This window comes from Pseudomonas knackmussii B13 (genome assembly GCF_000689415.1).
In the GTDB taxonomy this organism is placed as follows: Bacteria; Pseudomonadota; Gammaproteobacteria; order Pseudomonadales; family Pseudomonadaceae; genus Pseudomonas; species Pseudomonas knackmussii.
In genome coordinates this window covers 680,631-702,971 of the sequence record NZ_HG322950.1, presented here as the reverse complement: position 1 = coordinate 702,971, position 22,341 = coordinate 680,631, and the positions used below count along the sequence as shown (strand labels likewise).

General features: G+C 67.7%; 15 protein-coding genes, 2 pseudogenes and 1 riboswitch. Of the genes and pseudogenes, 10 read left to right on the top strand and 7 right to left on the bottom strand.

The genetic code is table 11. The annotated features are described in order from the left end of the window. Positions 1–452: 452 nt before the first annotated feature. The 5 genes and pseudogenes from PKB_RS03290 (at position 453) to PKB_RS30075 (ending at position 6,944) form a co-directional block, all read left to right on the top strand. Positions 453–1,454 carry a magnesium chelatase ATPase subunit I gene (locus PKB_RS03290; RefSeq protein ID WP_043248988.1) on the top strand — a complete coding sequence of 334 codons (1,002 nt, stop codon included), beginning with the start codon at positions 453–455 and terminating at the stop codon, positions 1,452–1,454. Then, positions 1,436–2,107, top strand: a pseudogene (locus PKB_RS28925) (vWA domain-containing protein); the annotation flags it as partial. The gene PKB_RS03290 and the pseudogene PKB_RS28925, both read left to right, overlap by 19 nt. A 265-nt stretch (positions 2,108–2,372) precedes the next feature. Beyond that, positions 2,373–5,156 (top strand): annotated as a pseudogene (locus PKB_RS03280) (multicopper oxidase domain-containing protein); the annotation flags it as partial. Positions 5,157–5,224: 68 nt separating this feature from the next. After that, the gene (locus PKB_RS03275) at positions 5,225–6,136 is read left to right on the top strand and encodes an SCO family protein (protein ID WP_084166765.1); all 912 of its coding nucleotides are present in this window, start codon (positions 5,225–5,227) and stop codon (positions 6,134–6,136) included. A gap of 151 nt (positions 6,137–6,287) precedes the next feature. Continuing rightward, positions 6,288–6,944 carry a hypothetical protein gene (locus PKB_RS30075; protein WP_043248983.1) on the top strand — a complete coding sequence of 219 codons (657 nt, stop codon included), beginning with the start codon at positions 6,288–6,290 and terminating at the stop codon, positions 6,942–6,944. A 70-nt stretch (positions 6,945–7,014) separates the two neighbouring features. Here PKB_RS30075 and PKB_RS03265 read toward each other — a convergent pair whose 3' ends face one another. Together PKB_RS03265 and PKB_RS03260 are read right to left on the bottom strand one after the other, a co-directional pair. Further along, a complete protein-coding gene (locus tag PKB_RS03265; RefSeq protein ID WP_043248981.1) occupies positions 7,015–7,749 on the bottom strand; it encodes a cobalt-precorrin-6A reductase in 735 nt (244 codons plus the stop codon). Continuing rightward, complete coding sequence (locus PKB_RS03260) at positions 7,746–8,948, bottom strand: bifunctional cobalt-precorrin-7 (C(5))-methyltransferase/cobalt-precorrin-6B (C(15))-methyltransferase (RefSeq protein ID WP_043248979.1); 1,203 nt, start codon at positions 8,946–8,948, stop codon at positions 7,746–7,748. The genes PKB_RS03265 and PKB_RS03260 overlap by 4 nt, the downstream gene beginning before the upstream one ends. Positions 8,949–9,016: 68 nt before the next feature. After that, positions 9,017–9,192, top strand: a riboswitch (cobalamin riboswitch). Positions 9,193–9,281: 89 nt separating this feature from the next. Between PKB_RS03260 and cobG the strand changes: the two genes are divergently transcribed. The 4 genes from cobG to cobJ are packed head-to-tail and all read left to right on the top strand — an operon-like array spanning position 9,282 to position 13,627. Beyond that, positions 9,282–10,616, top strand: a complete 1,335-nt coding sequence (cobG, locus tag PKB_RS03255; protein WP_043248977.1) for a precorrin-3B synthase — start codon at positions 9,282–9,284, stop codon at positions 10,614–10,616. Continuing rightward, positions 10,609–11,235, top strand: a complete 627-nt coding sequence (locus tag PKB_RS03250; RefSeq protein WP_043248975.1) for a precorrin-8X methylmutase — start codon at positions 10,609–10,611, stop codon at positions 11,233–11,235. Before cobG ends, PKB_RS03250 begins: the two co-directional genes overlap by 8 nt. After that, the gene (locus PKB_RS03245) at positions 11,232–11,975 is read left to right on the top strand and encodes a precorrin-2 C(20)-methyltransferase (protein ID WP_167333354.1); all 744 of its coding nucleotides are present in this window, start codon (positions 11,232–11,234) and stop codon (positions 11,973–11,975) included. Before PKB_RS03250 ends, PKB_RS03245 begins: the two co-directional genes overlap by 4 nt. Beyond that, positions 11,975–13,627, top strand: coding sequence for a precorrin-3B C(17)-methyltransferase (gene cobJ, locus PKB_RS03240; RefSeq protein ID WP_043248970.1), 1,653 nt, complete (start codon positions 11,975–11,977; stop codon positions 13,625–13,627). The genes PKB_RS03245 and cobJ overlap by 1 nt, the downstream gene beginning before the upstream one ends. 261 nt (positions 13,628–13,888) lie before the next feature. Here the strand turns inward: cobJ and ssb are convergent, their stop codons facing one another. Both ssb and PKB_RS03230 read right to left on the bottom strand, forming a co-directional pair. Further along, positions 13,889–14,383 (bottom strand): single-stranded DNA-binding protein, encoded by a 495-nt coding sequence (gene ssb, locus PKB_RS03235; RefSeq protein WP_043248969.1) that lies wholly within the window; start codon positions 14,381–14,383, stop codon positions 13,889–13,891. A gap of 17 nt (positions 14,384–14,400) precedes the next feature. After that, positions 14,401–15,789, bottom strand: a complete 1,389-nt coding sequence (locus PKB_RS03230; RefSeq protein WP_043248967.1) for an MFS transporter — start codon at positions 15,787–15,789, stop codon at positions 14,401–14,403. Between the two features lie 210 nt (positions 15,790–15,999). On the opposite strand from PKB_RS03230, the gene uvrA reads away from it, so the two are divergent. Further along, complete coding sequence (gene uvrA, locus PKB_RS03225; RefSeq protein WP_043248965.1) at positions 16,000–18,834, top strand: excinuclease ABC subunit UvrA; 2,835 nt, start codon at positions 16,000–16,002, stop codon at positions 18,832–18,834. Between the two features lie 60 nt (positions 18,835–18,894). Here uvrA and katG read toward each other — a convergent pair whose 3' ends face one another. From katG to rplQ, 3 genes are all read right to left on the bottom strand, one after another. Further along, on the bottom strand, positions 18,895–21,045 hold the full coding sequence (gene katG / locus PKB_RS03220; protein WP_043248963.1) for a catalase/peroxidase HPI: 2,151 nt from the start codon (positions 21,043–21,045) through the stop codon (positions 18,895–18,897). A gap of 255 nt (positions 21,046–21,300) precedes the next feature. Beyond that, complete coding sequence (gene bfr, locus PKB_RS03215; RefSeq protein WP_043248961.1) at positions 21,301–21,765, bottom strand: bacterioferritin; 465 nt, start codon at positions 21,763–21,765, stop codon at positions 21,301–21,303. 175 nt (positions 21,766–21,940) lie between these two features. Further along, on the bottom strand, positions 21,941–22,327 hold the full coding sequence (gene rplQ / locus PKB_RS03210) for a 50S ribosomal protein L17 (RefSeq protein WP_043248958.1): 387 nt from the start codon (positions 22,325–22,327) through the stop codon (positions 21,941–21,943). Between the last annotated feature and the right edge of the window lie 14 nt (positions 22,328–22,341).

The following is a 22,341-nucleotide window of genomic DNA, read 5'->3' as shown; positions in this document are numbered from 1 at the left end:
CCAGTCGGAGGTGCGGTAATAGCGGTAGGTGGTGTAAGCGGTCATGTTTCGATCCTGTGCTTGAAGTGTGTTGGCCTTGTGGGCCGGAAAAACAAAAACCCCGGGGGGCCGACCGGGGTTTCGTGAATCTGTCTGGTTGGCGACCCTGCTTGCTAGGGCGCCTGTGGGGTATCAGGCGCGCCTGTGGCTAAACCAATACCCATAAAAGAAATAACCGGCCGCAGCAGCCAGGACCTGCGCGCGAGCGACCACGGAGCCGATGGCACCGAGGCGAGCGAGGGACTGGATGGACAGGCTGGACGACATGGTTATCTCCACAAGTTGAGGGCCAACTTACTGCATCGCCGCAGGGCTTTCAATCACTCTTGTCTATCGGACCGATCCGCAACGGTCGCCCGACCCTTCCGCCTTCGCTACCATTCGCCCTCTCACGCCCGCCGCAGGTAAACCCGATGCAAGCGCACTTCCCCCTCGCCGCCGTGGTCGCCGCCGACGACCTGAAACTGGCGCTGTGCCTGGCCGCCATCGACCCGGCCATCGGCGGCGTGCTGATCGAGGGACCGCGCGGCATGGCCAAGTCGACCCTGGCCCGTGGCGTCGCCGACCTGCTCGATGGCGGGCGCTTCGTCACCCTACCGCTGGGTGCCAGCGAGGAACGCATCGTCGGCACCCTCGACCTCGATGCCGCACTGGGCGAAGGCCGCGCGCGCTTCTCGCCGGGTATCCTGGCCAACGCCGATGGCGGCGTGCTCTACGTCGACGAGGTGAACCTGCTGCCCGACCACCTGGTGGACCTGCTGCTGGACGTCGCCGCCAGCGGGGTCAACCACGTCGAGCGCGATGGCCTGTCGCACAGCCACCCGGCGCGCTTCGTGCTGATCGGCACCATGAACCCCGAGGAAGGCGAACTGCGCCCGCAACTGCTCGACCGCTTCGGCCTCAAGGTCGAATTGGACAGCACCCCGCAACCGGCCGAGCGCGCCGAGATCGTCCGCCGCCGCCTGGCCTTCGATGCCAATCCGCAGGCCTTCCTTGCACGCTGGCAAGCCGAGCAGGAGGCCCTGCGCCAGCGCTGCAGCGACGCGCGCCAGCGCCTGGCCTACATCCCGCTGGACGACGACGCATTGCAGGCGATTGCCGAGCGCTGCTATGCCGCCGGCGTCGACGGCCTGCGCGCCGATCTGGTCTGGCTGCGGGGCGCCCGCGCGCATGCCGCCTGGCGCGGCGCCGACCGCATCGAAGCGGTGGATATCGACGCGCTCGAACCCTTCGCCCTGGCCCACCGCCGCCGTCATTCGCCGCCCGCGCAGAGCCAGCCGCCATCCGCGCAAGCACCGAGCGCCAACGAACCGCAGCAAGGCAATCAGGGCGACGGCCAGTGGGGCGAACTGCCCGCCCGCGCCGTGCCGATGGGCGCCGCGCGCGAATTGCCGCGCTGGCCAAAAAAGCCCTGAGCATCCGCCCGCGCCCGGCCCCAGGCGCGGATGCCAACCCCAGACCCGGCCAGCTCGCCGGCGGCCGCAGCGGCGCCCGCCGCGACGGCGCGCAGCTGCGCATCGACTGGCCGGCGACGCTGCGCCACGGCCGGCCGCGCCAGCGCGACGATCTGCACTGGCACGCTCGCAGCGCGCGGCCCCAGGAACTCTGGCTGGTCCTGCTCGACGCCTCGGCCAGCACCCACCGCCACGGCGCGCTGAGCCAGGCCAAGGGCCTGCTGGCAAACGTCTTCGAGCAGGCCTACCGCAAGCGCGCACGCCTCGCCGTGCTGCACGCCGCAGGCAGCGAACCGCGCTGGCTGTGGCAAGGCCAGAAAGCCTCGCGAGAGCTGCGCGACTGGCTTCGCGAAGTGGGCGCCGGCGGCGGCACGCCGCTCCCCGAAGCACTCGCCCAGGCCAGTGACTGGCTGCAACGGCGCCAGCGCCACAAGCCTGGTGAAAACCAGCGTTTGCTGATCCTCACCGACGGCCGCCTGAGCGACAGCGCCCCCCTGTCGCCACTGCCCTGCCCGACGCTGCTGGTGGACATCGAAAGCGGCCCCGTGCGTCTCGGCCGTGCCCGCCTGCTGGCCAAAAAGCTGGGCGCCAAGTACCAGCCCATCGGCTCGCTGTGGCGCTGCGCTGATTCCCCGCCAGCGGGCCGCCGATCCCCCGGGCTCGGGGCAATATCCCCAGCCGCGTTCCCCCTCACTTCTTCCTCACTCTCTCCTGCAAGCCGCATGGCACTAGGCCAGCGGCGCGCCAGGCAATTTGTTGCAAATTGTGGCGCGAGCTTTGCGACGGCCCCTTCGCCAACACCAGAAACACCCGCGGCCGTTCCGTACACCGCGGATCGCTACGTCGACCCATCCGCTCGCGAAGCGAAGGAAGCCGAACATGAACTCACAACGCCCCAGGGTTCCCTCACGCCGTCTCAGGAACCTCTCCTGCACCCTGATCCTGGCTGCCGCGCCGGCGCTGCAGGCCTCCTCGCTGGACGACTTCGGCCAGCCGCCGGACAACGATGTCTCCTACTTCCGCGACGTCCCCAACGACGTCGACGCGGCCGCCGAACTGGCCAACACCCCGGATGCCAACCAGGGCGCCTTCGACCTGCCCAACGGCGTGGAGGGCGACCGCACTACGCCGCGCACCGAGAACGTCCTGCCGCCGCTGCAGCAGACCTCGTTCAACTACCCCACCAACGGCAAGCCGAGCCCCCTGTTCGGCGCCCAGCCGTTCACCCAGCAGATGCTGCTGTTCGAGGAATTCGGCCCGGTGAAACTGGACCCGACGACCCCGCCCGGCCCCCTGACCTTCCCGCTGCCGACCGTTGGCCCGGCTCCCGAGCAGGACCCGCTCAGCGTCGCCCGCAGCGGCCCGGCAAGCAGCGCACTGGACGCCTTCCTCAAGCAGCCGGGGCTGACGCCCTACCCCAGCCAGTTCGCCAACGTGCTCGACCGCAACCCCTGGAAGCGGCCGATCGAGGACTTCCTCAACCGCCAGCCGATCGGTTCGCCCGCCGAGGGCCGGCCACCGGGCAAGGGCTGGTCGCACCAGCGCTGGAACGAGTTCTACCCGCAGGCCGCGTACAAGACCGTGCAGGCCGGCGCACGCGCCAACGGCGGCGTGCGCGACGCCTGGCAGATGCACCACTACGCGGTCGGTGAGTTCGCGCCTGGCGGGCTCTACCACAACACCACGGGTACGCAGGGCTTCGACGGCACAACCAAGGGCATCCCGATCCGCATCCACCCGCTGATGCCGATCCAGGACCACAACTCGGTGTGGACCTTCGACGGCACCCTGCCGCCGAAGCTGCTCATGGTGCGCTACGGCCAGCCGCTGCTGATGCGCCACTACAACGCCCTGCCGATCGACCCGGCAGCCAACCGCGGCTTCGGCCTGCACACCATCAGCACCCATGAACACAACGGGCACACCCCGGCGGAAAGCGATGGCTACACCGCGGCGTTCTTCTTCCCCGGCCAGTACTACGACTACCGCTGGCCGATCCAGCTGGCCGGCTACGACAGCATCAACACCCGCGCCCAGGACCCGCGCGCAGCCTTCCCCTGCGCGCCGGGCGAAACCCTCTGGGTGAACGACGAACAACCCGGCCTGAAGACCTGCCAGAACGGCCGCATCAACATCCGCGGCGACTGGCGCGAAACCATGAGCACCCACTGGTTCCACGACCACATGCTCGATTTCACCGCGCAGAACGTCTACAAGGGCAACGCCGCGATGATGAACTACTACAGCGCCCTGGACCGCGGCAACGAGGCCATCGACGACGGCGTCAACCTGCGCCTGCCCAGCGGCTCGGCGCTGGCCTGGGGCAACCGCGACTACGACGTCAACCTGGTGATCGCCGACAAGGCCTGGGATCAGAGCGGCCAGCTGTGGTTCAACCCGTTCAACACCGACGGTTTCCTCGGCGACCAGGTGCTGACCAACTGGCAGTACAAGCCCTATCTCAATGTGCGCGCCCGCAACTACCGCTTCCGCATCCTCAACGGCTCGGTGTCGCGTTACCTGAAGCTCGCCCTGGTCCGCGAGATCAACGGCAAGGGCGGCGAGTTCCAGGGCCCTTCCGGCTCCAACCTGACCTACGCGCGGGTGCCGTTCCACATGGTCGCCAACGACGGCAACCTGATGGAGCATGCCGTGCCCTTCGACGGCAGCATGGACCTCAATGGCGACGGCGACCGCAGCGACAACAACGCGATCCTGCCGACCCAGGGCATCGCCGAGCGCTACGACATCCTCGTCAACTTCTCCCGCAACGGCATCAAGCCCGGCGACAAGCTCTACCTGGTCAACCTCAAGGAGCACGACACCGGCAAGGGCACCAAGCGCGACGTGCCGCTGGCCGAAGTGCTCTCGGAGAAGTACAAGGCGGTCATCAAGCAGGGCAGCAAGGGCCCGCAATGGGACAGAGGCGACCCCGGCGTCGGCCTGGTCATGCAGTTCATCGTCAAACCCTACAGCGGCCAGGACCTCAGCCTCGACCCGGTGGCCTACGAGCCAGCCAAGCCGGGCAAGGCCGCCGGCAAGAAGATGATTCCGCTGACCCTCGACCGCGACAACCCGACCGACAAGGCGAAGATCGCCCAGGCCCGCCATCGCACCTTCGTTTTCGGCCGCTCCGACGGCACCGACGAAGCGCCCTGGACCATCAAGACCGACGGCGGCCTGGGCATCAGCATGAACGCCCTGCGCGTCTCCGCCGCGCCACAGCTGGGCAATGGACCGACCGACGCCGGCTGGAGCGGCGACGGCACCCTGGAGGTGTGGAAGATCCAGAACGGCGGCAACGGCTGGAGCCACCCGGTGCACGTGCACTTCGAGGAAGGCATCGTCCTCAGCCGTGGCGGCAAGGCACCACCGGAATGGGAAAAGTGGGCGCGCAAGGACGTCTACCGCATCGGCGAGGACGCCGACAGCCAGCAGGAAGTGCAGATGGCCATCCACTTCCGCGAGTTCGCCGGCACCTACATGGAGCACTGCCACAACACCCAGCATGAGGACAATTCCATGCTGCTGCGCTGGGACGTCGAGTTCCCCGGGCAGTTCCAGCTGATGCCGACGCCGCTGCCGACCTGGGATGGCGTCGAATACGCCGGGTCCGTCGCCCTGCCGACCTTCCGTACCGGCGATGTCACCAGCAACAGCGGGTCGCAGCCGTGAAACGCGCGGCCCGGTGGCTGAAGCCCTGGCTACTGCTCCTGGCGGCCGCCTGCCACATGGCGGCCGCCGAGGGCGATGGCCCCTGGGGCCGCGACTACTTCCCCAACACCGAGCTGGTCGACCAGGACGGCCGGCACGTGCGCTTCTTCGACGACCTGATCGCCGGCAAGGTGGTGGCCATCAACTTCATCTTCACCGGCTGCTCGGCCACCTGCCCGGCGGAGACCGCGCGCCTGCGCCAGGTGCAGAAGCTGCTGGGCGACCGCGTCGGCAAGGACCTGTACTTCTACTCCATCAGCATCGACCCCGTGGCCGACACCCCGGAAGTGCTCAAGGCCTACGCCGAGCGCTTCCACGTCGGCCCCGGCTGGCGCTTCCTCACCGGCGACTTCGCCGCCATCACCGAACTGCGCCAGCGCCTGGGCCTGCTCGACGCGCGGATCGACCCGCAGAACAAGAGCCAGCACAGCCTCAGCCTGATCATCGGCAACCAGGCTACGGGGCAATGGATGAAGGTCTCGCCCTTCGAGAATCCGTACATCCTCGCCGACCGCCTGGGCAACGAGCTGCACAACTGGAAGCTGGCCAGCGCCAAGCCCAACAGCTACGCCGACGCGCCCCAGCTGCGCACGCCCTCGCACGGCGAGCAGCTGTTCCGCACCCGCTGCTCCGCCTGCCACTCCCTGGGCGCCGACGCCAACGCCCTGCGCCAGGCCATAGGCCCGGACCTCGCCGGCGTCACCCAGCGCCGCGAACGCGCCTGGCTGAGCCGCTGGCTGCGCGAGCCGGACCGCATGCTGGCCGAGCAGGACCCGATCGCCAGCGCGCTCTACCAGCAGTTCAACCAGGTGGCCATGCCCAACATGGGGCTGGGCGAAACGGACGTCGAAGCGCTGCTCACCTACCTCGACAACCCTTTGCCGCCGACTGCCCCTGCAAAGCCGGCACTGCAGCAGGCCAGCCAGTGAAAGCGCCGCGCCGCCCGACGACCGGTCGGCGCGATCGCCTTCCTGGCGTGTTCCGTAATCACTGGCCGCTCTTTCCGAGGGCCGTCAGTGGACCCAGAGCATGTGAGCCCCAGTTCGGGCCTCGTGCCCCAAAGCCAATGGAGAGACTCCCATGAAGTTGAAGAAAAGCCTGTTGGTCCTGGCCGTTGCTGGTGCACTGGTAGCGGCTCATTCCTGGCTGCCCGACAATCTTTCGCCGCTTTCCAGCGCCGAGGCGCGGGAAGGCGGTAGCGGCGGAGGCGGAGGCGGAGGCGGCCACGGTGGTGGCGGCAGCGGCGGCGGTGGTGGCGGCAGCGGCGGCGGTGGTGGCGGCCATGGCGGTGGCGGCAGCGGCGGCGGTGGTGGCGGCCATGGCGGTGGTGGCAGCGGCGGCGGCGGTGGCGGTCACGGCGGTGGTGGCAGCGGCGGCGGCAATGGCGGCGGCCACGGTGGAGGCAGCAGTGGCGGTGGAAGCGGTAGCGGCCATGGCGGCGGCAACAGCGGTCACGGCAGTGCCAACAGCGGCAGCAGCCACAGCGGCGACAGCGCCGGCAACAGCGGCCGTAGCGGTACCCATGCCGAGGCCGGGGACGACCATGGCAACCATGCCGAAGCCGGCGATGACCACGGCAACCACGCCGAAGCCGGTGACGACCATGGCAATCACGCCGAGGCCGGAGACGACCATGGCAATCACGCCGAGGCCGGAGACGATCACGGCAATCACGCCGAGGCCGGAGACGATCACGGCAATCACGCTGAGCCCGGCGACGACCGCGGCGCCAGCTAGTTAGCTAACCGAGCGGCGTATGACCCTTCGCGGTCATACGCCGCTCCCCAGGCTGCGGTTGAAGCGCTCGTTATCCGTTGACGAGAGGCCCCAACGCCTCCCACATCTCTTCGACGCCCTCGAACTGCCGGTCCACTGTCGGCAGTTCGGGACGCGCCAGTATCAGCACCGGAATCCCCCGCTCACGCGCCACCTGCAGCTTCGGCTCGGTGGCCTGGCTGCCGCTGTTCTTGCTGATCAGCACATCGGTCCCCAGGCGCTCGAACAGCTCGCGCTCGCCCTCCAGCGTGAAGGGCCCACGTGCGCCCAGCACTTCCGCGCGCTCCGCACCCGGCAGGGTTTGCAGGCAGCGCACCGTCCAGAACTGCTCGGCGGGAATCTCGTGCAGGTGCTCCAGCGGTTCGCGGCCCAGGGTGAACAGCGGACGGCGGAATGGCGCCGACGCCTCGATCAGCGCTGCCCAGTCGCGCACCTCGCGCCAGTCGTCGCCAGCACCAGCCTGCCAGCCCGGACGGCGCAGCGCCCAGCAGGGCACACCGGCCAGCTGCGCGGCGCGCGCGGCATTCGCGCTGATCTGCGCGGCGTAGGGATGGGTGGCATCGAGCAGCAGGTCATAGCCGTGTTCGACGATGAACTGCGCCAGCCCCTCGGCACCGCCGAAGCCGCCGACTCGCACCTGGCAGGCCAGGTCGTCCGGCACCTTGCCCAGTCCGGCGAGGCTGTACAGGTGTTGCGGGCCGAGGCGACGGGCAATGGACAGCGCCTCGCCTATGCCACCGAGCAGCAGGACGCGCTTGCCGCTCATGGCTTGCGCAGCGCCAGCAAGGTGATCGGCAGCGCCGCGCGCCAGGTGTCGAAGCTGCCCAGCGCTTGTGCCTGGGCCACTTGCAGACGGACCAGCTCGCCGCCATGGCGCTCGCGCCAGCTCACCAGCGTCGCTTCGCTCTGCAGGGTCACGGCGTTGGCCAGCAGGCGGCCGCCCGATTTCAGGTTGGCCCAGCAGCTTTCCAGCACGCCCGGCACGGTGACGCCGCCGCCGATGAAGATGGCGTCGGGCGCTTCCAGTCCGTCCAGCGCTTCGGGCGCGTGTCCGGCGACCAGTTGCAGGCCGGGAACGCCGAGAGCGTCGCGGTTATGCGCGATATGGCCCTGGCGCCCTGCATCGGCCTCGATAGCGATAGCGCGGCAACTGGGGTGCGCGCGCATCCACTCGATACCGATGGAGCCGCAACCGGCGCCGACGTCCCAGAGCAGTTCGCCCGGCTCCGGCGCCAGGCGCCCGAGGGTCACGGCGCGCACGTCGCGTTTGGTCAGTTGGCCGTCGTGGCGATAGGCGTCGTCCGGCAGGCCGGGCGTCAACGGCAGGCGCCGGGCATCGTCGCCGGCCATGCAGTCGATGGCGATGACATTGAGCGCAGCCGTCTCGTCGACCGCCCAATCGGCAGCCAAACCATCGATGCGCCGCTCGCGTTCGCCGCCCAGGTGCTCCAGCACACTCAGCCGGCTCGGCGCGAAACCGCGCTCACGCAGCAGCGCCGCAACCGCTGCCGGGCTGCGGCCGTCGTTGCTCAGCAGCAACAGGCGACGCCCCGCATGCAGGCGCGAATTGAGCGCCGCCAGCGGGCGACCGACCAGCGACAGCAGCTCGACCGCCTGCAGCGGCCAGCCCAGGCGCGCAGCGGCCAGGCTCACCGAGGACGGCGCCGGCAGCACCTGCATCTCCTCCACCGGCAACTGCCGCGCGAGGGTCGCGCCTATGCCGAAGAACATCGGGTCGCCGCTGGCCAGCACGCAGGTCGGCGTGCCGCGCCGCGCCAGCAGAGGCGCCAGGTCGAAGGGACTCGGCCAGGCCACGCGGCGGGCCTTCAGGCAGTGCGGCAAAAGGTCCAGCTGGCGCTCGCCGCCGAACACCACGCCGGCCGCCAGCAGCGCGCGGCGAGCGGCCTTGCCGAGGCCGGCATAGCCGTCCTCGCCGATGCCGACGATGGTCAGCCAGGCTGTCATGGAAACTCCTCGATCTCGCTGCCCACCGATCCGACGGGCAGGCTTTTCCAGCATTCGGACAAAGCGGGCATAATACGCGCTTCGTCGGTGCCCATCAGGGCCGAAGAGGGAACACGGGACCAACCGTGGCTGCCCCCGCAACTGTAAGCAGCGAGTCCGCGCGAATTGGCCACTGGGCAACCGGGAAGGCCGCGCTGGATGAGGACCTGCCAGCCAGGAGACCTGCCGACGAGACCAGTCGCACGTGCAGACATCGAGCGGGGTGTATCGGTGTTGTGAGGTCGCCCTCCGAGGCGATCCGCATGGTCACGGCGACCCAGCCCTGGTGACCCTGTGCAGCGCCCGTCCCCTGCCCCGTCCACTGCCATCCGCCCCTCGGCCTGCCCGGGGCTGCTGCGCATCGTCGCCTCGCGCGATGGCGGCATCTGCCGCATCAAGCTGCCCGGCGGGCGTCTCGACGCCGTCGCCGCGCGCGCCATAGCCGCTGCCGCCGAACGTCATGCCGATGGCGTGCTGGAAGCGACCAATCGAGCAAACCTGCAGATTCGTGGCGTGCATGCCGGCGCCGAAGCAGCGCTTTCCGCCGAGCTGCTCGACGCCGGGCTCGGCCCGCGCGTGGCCGCCGCCGATGACGTGCGCAACCTGCTGCTCAGCCCCGCCGCCGGCATCGATCCGGCCATGCAGCGGGACGTCACGCCGCTGGCCGACACCCTGCTCGCCCTGCTGCAAGACAATCCGCGCTTCCACACGCTGTCGGCCAAGTTCGCCATTCAACTGGACGGCGGCGAAGGCCTGGCGATGCTCGAACATCCCCACGATCTCTGGCTCTCGGCCATGGATGGCGGGCACTTCGCCTTCGGCCTGGCGGGTTGCCCGCCAATCCATGCAGACGATCAACCGGCCCTCGCCGCCGTTGCCACTGAGCAGGTGCCGGTGCTGGTCGAAGCGCTGCTGAATCTGTTCCTCGACCTGGCCGGCGAAGGCCAGGCGCGCATGCGCCAGCTCCTCGAAACGACACCGGCCGAACGCCTGCTGGAACAGCTCGACGTCCCGCTGCAACGCGATGCCTCTGTGGGTAACTGGCGGCGCCAGCCGGTGCAGCCCTTCGCCCAGCTCGGCGTTTGCCAGCAGCGCCAGCCAGGCTCGTGCAGCATCGGCGCCGGCTTCGTGCTCGGCCGCCTGGACAGCCGACTGCTGCGCGCGCTCGCCGACCTGTCGGAGTGCGAAGGCGACGGCACCTTGCGCCTCACCCCCTGGCAGGGCGTGCTGCTGCCGAACATTCCGAACGAGCGCGCCGATGCCGTGCTCGCCGCACTGGATGACCTGGGCCTGACCACTTCGGCCGAGCAGCCGCTGTCCCGGCTGATCGCCTGCAGCGGCTCGACCGGCTGCGCCCGTGGCCTGGCCGACACCAAGGGCGACGCCCTGCGCCTGGCCGAGCGCCTGCAGGAGCCGCTACCCGCTGGCGTGCACCTGTGCGGCTGCCCGCGCTCCTGCGCCGCCGCCCATGTCGCGCCCTTCACCCTGCTGGCCGTCGCCGACGGCCGCTACGACCTCTTCCGTCCCCCCCAACGCGTGGCCGGCTTCGGCCAGCCGCTGGCGCGCAACCTTTCCCTCGACGCCGCCGCCGACCGGCTGCGCGATCCCGGAGTGATTCCCGATGCTTGATTACATCCGCGATGGCCAGGCGATCTACCGCCAATCCTTCGCCACCATCCGTGCCGAGGCCGATCTCTCGGCCATCCCCGCCGACCTGGAAAAACTCGCCGTGCGGGTGATCCACGCCTGCGGCATGGTCGACGTGGTGCAGGAGCTGCGCTTCTCCCCCGGCGCCGGCACAGCCGGCCGCGAAGCCCTGGCGAAAGGCGCGCCGATCCTCTGCGATGCACGCATGGTCGCCGAAGGCATCACCCGCGCGCGCCTGCCGGCGGACAACCCGGTGATCTGCACGCTCAACGAATCCGACGTCCCGGCGCTGGCCCGCGAGCTGGGCAACACCCGCTCGGCGGTCGCCCTGGAGCACTGGCGCGAGCACCTGGAAGGCAGCGTGGTGGTGATCGGCAACGCGCCGACCGCCCTCTTCTACCTGCTGGAAATGCTCGATGCCGGCGCACCGAAACCCGCGCTGATCCTCGGCTTTCCGGTGGGCTTCGTCGGCGCCGCCGAATCCAAGGACCTGCTCGCCGCCGACAGCCGCGGCGTGCCCTACGTGATCGTCCGCGGCCGTCGCGGCGGCAGCGCCATGGCCGCCGCCGCGGTGAACGCCCTGGCCACGGAGGTGGAATGATGACTGGCCGCCTGCTCGGCCTCGGCGTCGGCCCCGGCGACCCCGAGCTGATCACCCTCAAGGCCCTGCGCCTGCTGCAATCCGCCCCCGTGGTCGCCTACTTCGTGGCCAAGGCCAAGCACCACGCGGGCCACGGCGGCAATGCCTTCGGCATCATCGAACAGCACCTGGGCGAGGCGCAGGAGCGTCTGCCGCTGGTGTACCCGGTGACCACCGAAAAGCTGGAGCCGCCGCTGACCTACGAAGGCGTGATCAGCGACTTCTACGACACCGCCGCCGAACAGGTCGCGCGCCATCTGGACGCCGGCCGCGACGTCGCGGTGATCTGCGAGGGCGATCCGTTCTTCTACGGCTCCTACATGTACCTGCACGACCGCCTGGCCGAGCGCTATCCGGCAGAAGTGGTGCCAGGCGTGTGCTCGATGCTGGGCAGCGCTGCGGTGCTCGGCGTGCCGCTGGTGTACCGCAACCAGAGCCTTTCGGTGCTCTCCGGCGTACTGCCGGAAGACGAGCTCAAGCAACGCCTCGCAACGGCAGACGCAGCGGTGGTGATGAAGCTTGGGCGCAACTTCGACAAGGTTCGCCGCGTGCTGCGCGAACTCGGCCGCGACGGCGGCGCCCATTACGTGGAGCGGGCGACCATGCGGGAACAACGCATCGTGCCGCTGGACGACGTCGACCCAATGGCCTCGCCGTACTTCTCCATGGTGGTGATCCCCGGCGAAAGGTGGCGCGGCTGATGAACGCCTCCCCCGCCATCATCATCCTCGGCGCCAGCGCCCTGGCCACCGCGAAACGCCTGCAGGCGCTTTATCCACAGGCGCGCATCCACGGCCTGCAGGGCCGCGTCGAAGGCGCCGACGAGCTTTACCAGGACTTCGGCGACACCCTGCGTGCGCTCTACCGCGGCAACACCCCGCTCATCGCCCTGTGCGCCGCCGGCATCGTCATCCGCAGCCTGGCGCCACTGCTGCAGGAGAAAGGCGCCGAGCCGCCGGTACTGGCCGTCGCCGAGGACGGCAGCGCCGTGGTGCCGCTGCTCGGTGGCCTGGCCGGGGTGAACCGCCTGGCGCGCGGGATCGCCGCCGCACTGGAAGTGGCTCCCGCCATCACCACCAGCGGCGAGCTGCGCTTCGGCACCTGCCTGCTGGAGCCGCCCGCCGGCTACGAACTGGCCGATATCGAACAGGGCAAGCGCTTCGTCGCCGACCTGCTCGGCGGCGAAAGCCTGCGCATCGAAGGTGAAGCGCCCTGGCTGGCCGAAGCGAAGTTGCCGCTGGCCGAGGATGCCCGGCGCAGTGTGCGGGTGACTTGCGAGGCACGCCCGGCGCAGCGGGACGAACTGCTGATCCATCCGCGCTGCGTGCTCGCTGAAATCGAAGCGCCCACCGGCAATCTGGAAACGCTTGTCCACAACGCCCTGGCCGCCGCGAATCTCGCCCCGGCCGCCCTCGCCGCCCTGCTCGCCCCGCGCGAGCACATGGCCGATGTGCGCCTCGGTGAGGTCGCCCGGGCGCTCGGTGTACCGCTGCGCTTCATCGCCGAAGACGTATTACCGCCCGTGCATTCGAGCCAGAACGGCATCCGCCTGCGCCTCGCCGATTCCCCAGAGCAGGCCGCTGTCATCGGTCGTCCGCGCGGTCGCCTCAGCGTGATCGGCCTCGGTCCCGGCGCCGCCGAGCACATGACCCCGGCCGTGCGCCGCGCGCTGGATGAAGCCGAAGACCTGCTCGGCTACGAGACCTACGTGAAGATGGCCGAGCCGCTGCGCCCGGAGCAGGTGCGCCATTGCACCGACAACCGCGAGGAAATGCAGCGCGCCCGCCACGCCTTCGAACTGGCGGCGAGCGGACGCAAGGTGGTGGTGATCTCGTCCGGCGACCCCGGCGTGTTCGCCATGGCCGCAGCGGTGATGGAAGCGCTGCATGAAAGCGACGATCCGGAATGGCACAACGTCGAGCTGGAGGTGCTGCCCGGCGTCTCCGCCGCGCTTGCCGCGGCTGCCAAGGCCGGAGCGCCGCTGGGGCATGACTTCTGCCTGATCTCGCTGTCGGACAACCTCAAGCCCTGGGACATCATCGAGAAGCGCCTGGCCCACGCCGGCCTCGCCGACCTGGCAATGGCCTTCTACAACCCGATCTCGAAGGCGCGCCCCTGGCAGCTCGGCCGCGCCCTGGAAATCGTCCGCGAACACCGTGCGCCAGAAACCCTGGTGGTGCTCGGCCGCGATATCGGCCGCCCGGCCGAGGCGCTGCGGGTGCTGACCCTCGGCGAGCTGCAGCCGGAGATGGTCGACATGCGCACCCTGGTGATCATCGGTTCGTCACTGACCCGGCGCTTCCCCCGCGCCGACGGCGGCGACTGGGTGTATACGCCGCGCTGGTATCGCTGATCTGCCTAGTGCGATTGGCAGCGGCGGATAAGGCTAGGCCTTGCGATTCGTAGGATGGGTTGAGCCGAAGGCGATACCCATGCTGCCCTGGAAGACGCCCAGGCCGGGCATCGTGTGCGCCGCACCAGTCGCCGCATGGGTTTCGCGCCTCAACCCATCCTACGGAGCTGGCATGCGCCTAGCAGCGCTCCTACAAACGGAAATGAAAAAGCCCGGCATCCCCAAGGGGAATGCCGGGCTTCTTTGAGACCGATCCGACGCTTAGAACGGAATGTCGTCGTCGAAGCTGTCGTAGTCCGGAGCCGGCTGCGGGGCCGGAGCCTGCTGCTGCGGGGCCGGGCGCGGAGCCTGTTGCGGACGCTGCTGCGGCTCACGCGGAGCGCGCGGGGCGTCGTCGCCACCGGCGCCCGGACGGCCGCCGAGCAGTTGCATGTTGCCGTTGATGTCTACCACGATCTCGGTGGTGTACTTGTCCTGGCCGTCCTGCCCCTGCCACTTGCGGGTACGCAGGCTGCCTTCGACGTAGATCTGCGAACCCTTGCGCACGTACTCGGCGACGATTTCCGCCAGGCGACCGAAGAACACCACGCGGTGCCATTCGGTGCGTTCCTGTTGCTGACCGGTCTGCTTGTCCTTCCAGCTCTCGCTGGTGGCCAGGGTGACGTTGGTCACCGCATTGCCGTTGGGCAGGTAGCGGGTTTCCGGGTCACCACCGACGTTGCCAACCAGAATGACTTTGTTAACCCCACGGGCCATGACGTTCTCCTGAAGGATCAGCACGCCACCGGCGCGGCTTGCGCCAGACGCTCGAGGGACATGCGATCGACTTGTTGGGTATCCACTTTGACATAGGCGGCGCCTTCCTCGGCGACCACCATCACATCTGCCACACCGGGCAGTGCCTTGAATCGCTGTGCCAGCTCTGCGTCGCGCAAGGCCTCCTCCGAGAGGGGCAGGCGGATGCTGGTCACGTAAGGCGGTTCGCGCATGGTAACAGCAATCGCCAACCAGAGGGCAGCCAGCACCGCGCAGCCGATGAACACCCCGTCAAGGCCACCGTGCTGGAACATCCAGCCGCCGAGAATGCCGCCCACGGCTGCGCCGAGGAACTGGCTGGTGGAGTACACGCCCATCGCCGTGCCTTTACCGCCGGCCGGCGACACCTTGCTCACCAGCGACGGCAGCGAGGCCTCCAGCAGGTTGAAGGCGGTGAAGTAGACGACGATGCCGAACACCAGCTCCCGGAGGCTGTAGCCGAACTCCCAGAAGTACAGCTCGCAGAGCAGCAGGGTCGCTACCGCGCCACTGAGCACGCGCTTCATCTGGCGCTTCTTCTCGGCATAGATGATGAACGGGACCATGCCGAAGAACCCCACCAGCAGCGCGGTCAGGTAGACCCACCAGTGCTCTTCCTTGGGCAGGCCGGCGCGCTCGACCAGCGCCAGCGGCAGGGCCACGAAGCTGGCCATGAGGATTGCGTGCAGGACCAGGATGCCGACGTCCAGGCGCAGCAGCTCGGGGTTCTTCAGGGTCGGCACCAGCGACTGCTTGGCCACGCTGGATTCACGGTGCTGCATGCGATGGTCGGGCGTCGGCACCACGAAGAGGATGATCAGCAGCCCCACCAGCGCCATGCCGGAGGTGAACCAGAACAGCCCGTGCAGGCCGAACAGGTGGGTCAGCACAGGACCGGCGACCATGGCAACGGCGAACGACAGGCCGATGCTCATGCCGATCATGGCCATGGCCTTGGTGCGGTGCTGTTCGCGGGTCAGGTCCGAAAGCATGGCCATGACCGCCGCGGAGATCGCCCCGGCGCCCTGCAGCACGCGGCCGGCGATGATGCCCCAGATGGAATCGGCGTTGGCCGCCAGCGCAGCGCCGGCGGCAAAAATCAGCAGCCCGACGACGATGATCGGCCGGCGGCCGATGCGGTCGGACAGGGTGCCCAGCGGAATCTGCAGGATCGCCTGGGTCAGGCCATAGGCGCCGATGGCCAGGCCGATCAGTGCCGGGGTCGAGCCGGCGAGGTCCTGACCATAGGTGGCCAGGACTGGCAGGACCATGAACATGCCGAGCATGCGAAACGCGAAGACCAGGGACAGGCCCATGGCGGCGCGGGTTTCGGTGCCGCTCATGCGCTCGGTGTGGGTGTCTTGCATAAGCCCCTCGTGGGAAGAATGGATGCGGGCGTTGCCTCATGCCCCGCGCTGGCGTGTCCATCCGCTCCCGGGATGGTCGGCTGGCGCCGACGCCGAAAAACAGCCGGGCATTCTAGCAGCCATGCCGGCCGAGGGCACCAGTCGGCGCTTTGCCGCAGCGGCCGGGGGAAACGTATACTCAGCGGTTTTCGCCCGCCATGCGAGGCCGCTGTGGACAAGATCCTCATCCGTGGGGCACGTACCCACAACCTGAAGAACATCGACCTGACCCTGCCGCGCGACAAGCTGATCGTGATCACCGGCCTGTCCGGCTCCGGCAAGTCTTCCCTGGCCTTCGACACCCTCTACGCCGAAGGTCAGCGCCGTTACGTGGAATCCCTGTCGGCCTATGCCCGGCAGTTCCTCTCAATGATGGAAAAGCCCGACGTCGACACTATCGAAGGTCTGTCGCCGGCCATCTCCATCGAGCAGAAGTCGACGTCGCACAACCCGCGCTCCACCGTGGGCACCATCACCGAGATCTACGACTACCTGCGCCTGCTGTATGCGCGCGTCGGCATCCCCCGCTGCCCGGACCACGACATCCCGCTGGAGGCGCAGACCGTCAGCCAGATGGTCGACCAGGTTCTGGCGCTGCCCGAAGGCCGCAAGCTGATGCTGCTGGCCCCGGTGATCCGCGAGCGCAAGGGCGAGCACCTGGCGGTGTTCGAGGAAATGCGCGCGCAAGGCTTCGTCCGCGCCCGGGTCAACGGCAAGCTCTACGAGCTCGACGAGCTGCCCAAGCTGGACAAGAAGCTGAAGCACTCCATCGACGTCGTGGTCGACCGCTTCAAGGTCCGTGGCGACCTGCAGCAGCGCCTGGCCGAGTCCTTCGAGACGGCGATCAATCTCGCCGATGGCATCGCCCTCGTGGCACCGATGGACGACGAAGAAGGCGAAGAGATCATCTTCTCCGCCCGCTTCGCCTGCCCTATCTGCGGCCACTCGATCAGCGAGCTCGAACCCAAGCTGTTCTCCTTCAACAACCCGGCCGGCGCCTGCCCGACCTGCGATGGACTGGGCGTGAAGCAGTTCTTCGACGCGCGCCGGGTGGTGAATGGCGAGCTGACCCTGGCCGAGGGCGCCATCCGCGGCTGGGACAGGCGCAACGTCTATTACTTCCAGATGCTCGGCTCGCTGGCCGCACACTTCGGATTCAGCCTGGAGGAACCCTTCCAGGACCTGCCACCGGAGCACCAGAAATTCATCCTCAATGGCTCCGGCCGCGAAAATGTCGAGTTCCGCTACCTCAACGACCGCGGCGACATCGTCAAGCGCGCGCACCCCTTCGAGGGCATCCTGCCGAACCTGGAACGCCGCTACCGCGAAACCGAGTCGGCCACCGTGCGCGAGGAGCTGGCCAAGTTCCTCAGCACCCAGCCCTGCCCGGACTGCCACGGCACCCGCCTGCGCCGCGAGGCGCGCCACGTATGGGTCGGCGACAAGACCCTGCCGGCGGTCACCTCGATGCCGGTGGGCGCTGCCTGTGACTACGCCGAGGGGCTGACCCTGACCGGTCGCCGCGGCGAGATCGCCGCGAAGATCCTCAAGGAAATCCGCGAGCGCCTGCAGTTCCTGGTCAACGTGGGCCTCGACTACCTGACCCTGGACCGCAGCGCCGACACCCTGTCAGGCGGCGAAGCCCAGCGCATCCGCCTGGCCAGCCAGATCGGCGCCGGCCTGGTGGGCGTCATGTACATCCTCGACGAACCCTCCATCGGCCTGCACCAGCGCGACAACGAGCGCCTGCTGGGCACCCTCACCCACCTGCGCAACCTCGGCAACACGGTGATCGTGGTGGAGCACGACGAGGACGCCATCCGCCTCGCCGACTACGTGGTCGACATCGGCCCCGGCGCCGGCGTGCACGGCGGGCAGATCGTCGCCGAGGGCACGCCGCAGGAGGTCATGGACCATCCGGACTCGGTCACCGGCAAGTACCTCTCCGGACGCCAGAAGATCGTGGTGCCGGCCGAGCGCACGCCGCGCAACAAGAAGCAGCTGCTCAAGCTCAAGGGCGCGCGCGGCAACAACCTGCAGAACGTCAACCTGGAAATCCCGGTCGGCCTGTTCACCTGCGTGACCGGCGTGTCCGGCTCGGGCAAGTCGACGCTGATCAACAACACCCTGTTCCCGATCACCGCCACCGCGCTGAACGGCGCCACCAGCCTGGAGGTCGCACCCTACGAAACCTTCGATGGGCTGCAGCACCTGGACAAGGTGGTGGATATCGACCAGAGCCCGATCGGCCGCACACCGCGCTCGAACCCGGCGACCTACACCGGCCTGTTCACCCCGATCCGCGAGCTGTTCGCCGGCGTGCCGGAAGCCCGTTCGCGCGGCTACGGCCCGGGGCGCTTCTCGTTCAACGTCAAGGGCGGCCGCTGCGAGGCCTGCCAGGGCGACGGCGTGATCAAGGTGGAGATGCACTTCCTGCCGGACATCTACGTGCCCTGCGACGTCTGCAAGGGCAAGCGCTACAACCGCGAGACCCTGGAGATCCGCTACAAGGGCAAGAGCATCACCGAGGTACTCGACATGACCATCGAGGACGCCCGCGAGTTCTTCGACGCCGTCCCGGCCATCGCCCGCAAGCTGCAGACGCTGATCGACGTGGGCCTGTCGTACATCAAGCTGGGGCAGAGCGCGACCACCCTCTCCGGCGGCGAGGCGCAGCGGGTCAAGCTGTCCCGCGAGCTGTCCAAGCGCGATACCGGCAAGACCCTGTACATCCTCGACGAGCCGACCACCGGCCTGCACTTCGCGGACATCCAGCAACTGCTCGACGTACTGCACCGCCTGCGCGACCACGGCAACACCGTGGTAGTGATCGAGCACAACCTGGACGTGATCAAGACCGCCGACTGGCTGGTCGACCTCGGCCCCGAGGGGGGCTCCAAGGGCGGCCAGATCATCGCGAGCGGCACACCGGAACAGGTGGCGGAGATGGAGCAGTCGCACACCGGCCGCTTCCTCAAACCGCTGCTGGAACGCGATCGCGCCTGACGGCCGAAAACGAAAAAAAGCCCCGCAAACCACGGGGCTTTTTCTTTCAGCACTGGAGCATCAGGCCAGGTCGAAACGGTCCAGGTTCATCACCTTGGTCCAGGCGGCGACGAAGTCCTCCACCAGCTTCTGCTTGCCGTCGGCACTGGCATACACCTCGGCGTAGGCGCGCAGCACCGAGTTGGAGCCGAACACCAGGTCGTTGCGGGTCCCGGTGTACTTTACCTTCCCGGTCTTGCGGTCCTTGCCCTCGAAGACTTCGCCAGAGCTGTCCACAGCCTTCCACTCGGTGCCCATGTCCAGCAGGTTGACGAAGAAGTCATTGCTTAGCACGCCGACCTTGTCGGTGAACACGCCGTGCTGGCTGCCGTCGTGGTTGGCTCCCAGCACCCGCAGGCCACCCACCAGCGCGGTCATCTCGGGCGCAGTCAGCGTAAGCAATTGCGCTTTGTCGATCAGCATGGCCTCGGTAGGAACACCGAGCTTGCCCTTGCTGTAGTTGCGGAAGCCATCGGCAACCGGCTCCAGCACGCCGAAGGAGTCGACGTCGGTCTGGTCTTGGCGAGCATCGACACGGCCCGCGCTGAACGGCACGTCCACACTTACGCCGGCAGCCTTGGCGGCCTGCTCGATACCCACGTTACCGGCCAGTACGATGACGTCGGCCAGCGACGCCTTGCCAGATGCTTTCTGGATATCCACCAGCTTGGGCAGCGCCTTGATGGCACGTTGGTTGACCGCCCAGTCCTTCTGCGGCGCCAGAGCCAGGCGCGCGCCGTTGGCGCCGCCGCGCTTGTCGCCACCGCGGAAGGTCGAAGCCGAGGCCCAGGCTACCGAAACCAGGTCGCCAACCGACAGCCCGGAGGCAGCGATCTTCGCCTTCAGATCAGCGATATCGGCAGCGCTCGGATTGTGCGTGGCCGCCGGCAGCGGGTCTTGCCAGAGCAGGTCTTCCTTCGGCACTTCCGGGCCGAGGTAGCGTGCTTTCGGGCCCAGGTCGCGGTGGATCAACTTGAACCAGGCGCGGGCGAAGGCGTCGGCGAAAGCCTGCGGATCGTCGAGGAAGCGCTTGGAGATCTTGCCGAACTCGGGATCGAAACGCAGGGTCAGGTCGGTGGTCAGCATGGTCGGCTTGTGGAATTTGCCAGGGACATGCGCATCCGGAATGATTTCCGGCGCGTCCTTGGCGATCCACTGCTTCGCACCTGCCGGCGAGGTGGTCAGTTCCCACTCGAACTTGAACAGGTTCTCGAAGAAGTTGTTGCTCCACAGCGCCGGGGTCTTGGTCCAGGTGACTTCGAGGCCGCTGGAAATGGTGTCCTTGCCGTGGCCGCTGCCGAAGTTGCTGATCCAGCCGAGACCTTGGGCTTCGATAGGCGCGCCTTCCGGCTCCGGCCCCTTGTGCGACTCGGGCGCGGCGCCGTGGGTCTTGCCGAAGGTGTGGCCACCGGCGATCAGGGCCACGGTTTCCTCGTCGTCCATGGCCATGCGGCCGAAGGTTTCGCGGATATCGCGGGCAGCGAGGATGTAGTCGCCACTGGCATTCGGGCCTTCGGGGTTCACGTAGATCAGGCCCATGTGGGTGGCACCGAAAGGCGGGGTCAGATCACGGGCGGCGTCGACGCGCTCGGGGTCCGCGCCCAGCCACTTGATCTCGGCGCCCCAGTTCACGTCCTGGTCCGGTTCCCACACGTCCTCGCGGCCAGCACCGAAACCGAAGGTACGGAAGCCCATGGACTCGAGCGCGACGTTACCGGCGAGCAAAAGAAGGTCGGCCCAGGAAATTTGCTGGCCGTACTTCTGCTTGATCGGCCAGAGCAGACGGCGAGTTTTGTCGATGTTGACGTTGTCCGGCCAGGAGTTGAGCGGAGCGAAGCGCTGCTGGCCGCGACCGCCGCCGCCACGGCCATCAGTGGTGCGATAGGTGCCGGCGGCGTGCCAGGCCATCCGGATCATTTGCGGACCGTAGTGGCCGAAGTCGGCGGGCCACCAGTCCTGGGAGTCGGTCATCAGCCGGACCAGGTCGGCCTTCAGGGCCTTGTAGTCGAGCTTCTTGAATTCTTCGGCGTAGTTGAATTTCTTGCCGAGCGGGTTGGACTTGTTCGAATGCTGGTTGAGCAGATCCACGCGAAGCTGGTTGGGCCACCAATCCCTGTTAGTGGTGCCGCCACCTGCGACATGATTGAACGGGCATTTTGCTTCATTCGACATTGCTCTCTCCTTTGTCCTCTGTGCTCATCGAGTCGGTCTGGACGACTACGGCCGACGGTTGGGTAAGACTAGACCCGCTCCAAAGAAGGGACCAATTTATGAAAAGCAACGCCACGATAGTTTTTATCTCTTAAAAACTGACATCCTGATAGGCAGCCGCCGGTGCGCTACAGACGCCTGAACGCGCTTCCCGACCCAACAAAAAGCCCCTGGTGCACGGCAGCACCAGGGGCTTCTTTTATGGCGATTCGGCTGTCAGATCTGCGACTGCAGGTAGTTCTCCAGCCCCATCTTGGCGATCAGACCGAGCTGCTGCTCGAGCCAGTAGGCGTGGTCTTCCTCGGTGTCGGCCAGCTGCGCCTTGAGAATCTCGCGGGAAACGAAATCGCGATGCTGCTCGCAAAGCGCGATGCCTTTGGCCAACGCGGCGCGCACCTGGCGCTCCAGCTTGAGATCGGCCTCGAGCATTTCCGGCACGGTGCGACCTGGATGAATTTCGTCCGGACGCATGCGGGGCGTGCCCTCGAGCAGCAGGATGCGACGGAGCAGCGCGTCGGCGTGCTGAGTTTCCTCTTCCATCTCATGGTTGAGGCGCTCGTAAAGCTTGCTGAAGCCCCAGTCCTCGTACATGCGCGAATGGATGAAATATTGGTCGCGCGCGGCCAGCTCGCCTGCTAGCAGCATGTTGAGATAGTCGATTACTTCCGCGTGGCCTTGCATCAGTCAGCTCCATGAATCCGATGAAGAAAATAAGGGGAGTCCGCCCTCCACGACCGCGATCCGGATCGGGTCGAGGATAGCCCCATTGCGAAAATGCTGACGAAATACGAGCCATTTCCAGGGACAACAAAAAACCGGGCACGAGGCCCGGTTTCTTGTAGAGCAGCAAGCAGGCTTATTCAGCCGCTTCGACCTGACCGGCAACCGGACGATCGATCAGCTCGACGTACGCCATGGGGGCGTTGTCGCCGGCGCGGAAGCCGCACTTCAGGATGCGCAGGTAGCCGCCCGGACGGTTGGCGTAGCGCTTGCCCAGGTCGTTGAACAGCTTGCCTACGGCTTCTTTCGAACGGGTACGGTCGAAAGCGAGACGACGGTTGGCAACGTTGTCGACCTTGGCCAGGGTGATCAGCGGCTCGGCAACGCGACGCAGTTCCTTGGCCTTGGGCAGGGTGGTTTTGATCAGTTCGTGTTCGAAGAGCGACACAGCCATGTTCTGGAACATAGCCTTGCGGTGCGCGCTGGTGCGGCTCAGGTGACGACCACTTTTACGATGGCGCATGGTTCAATTCCTTT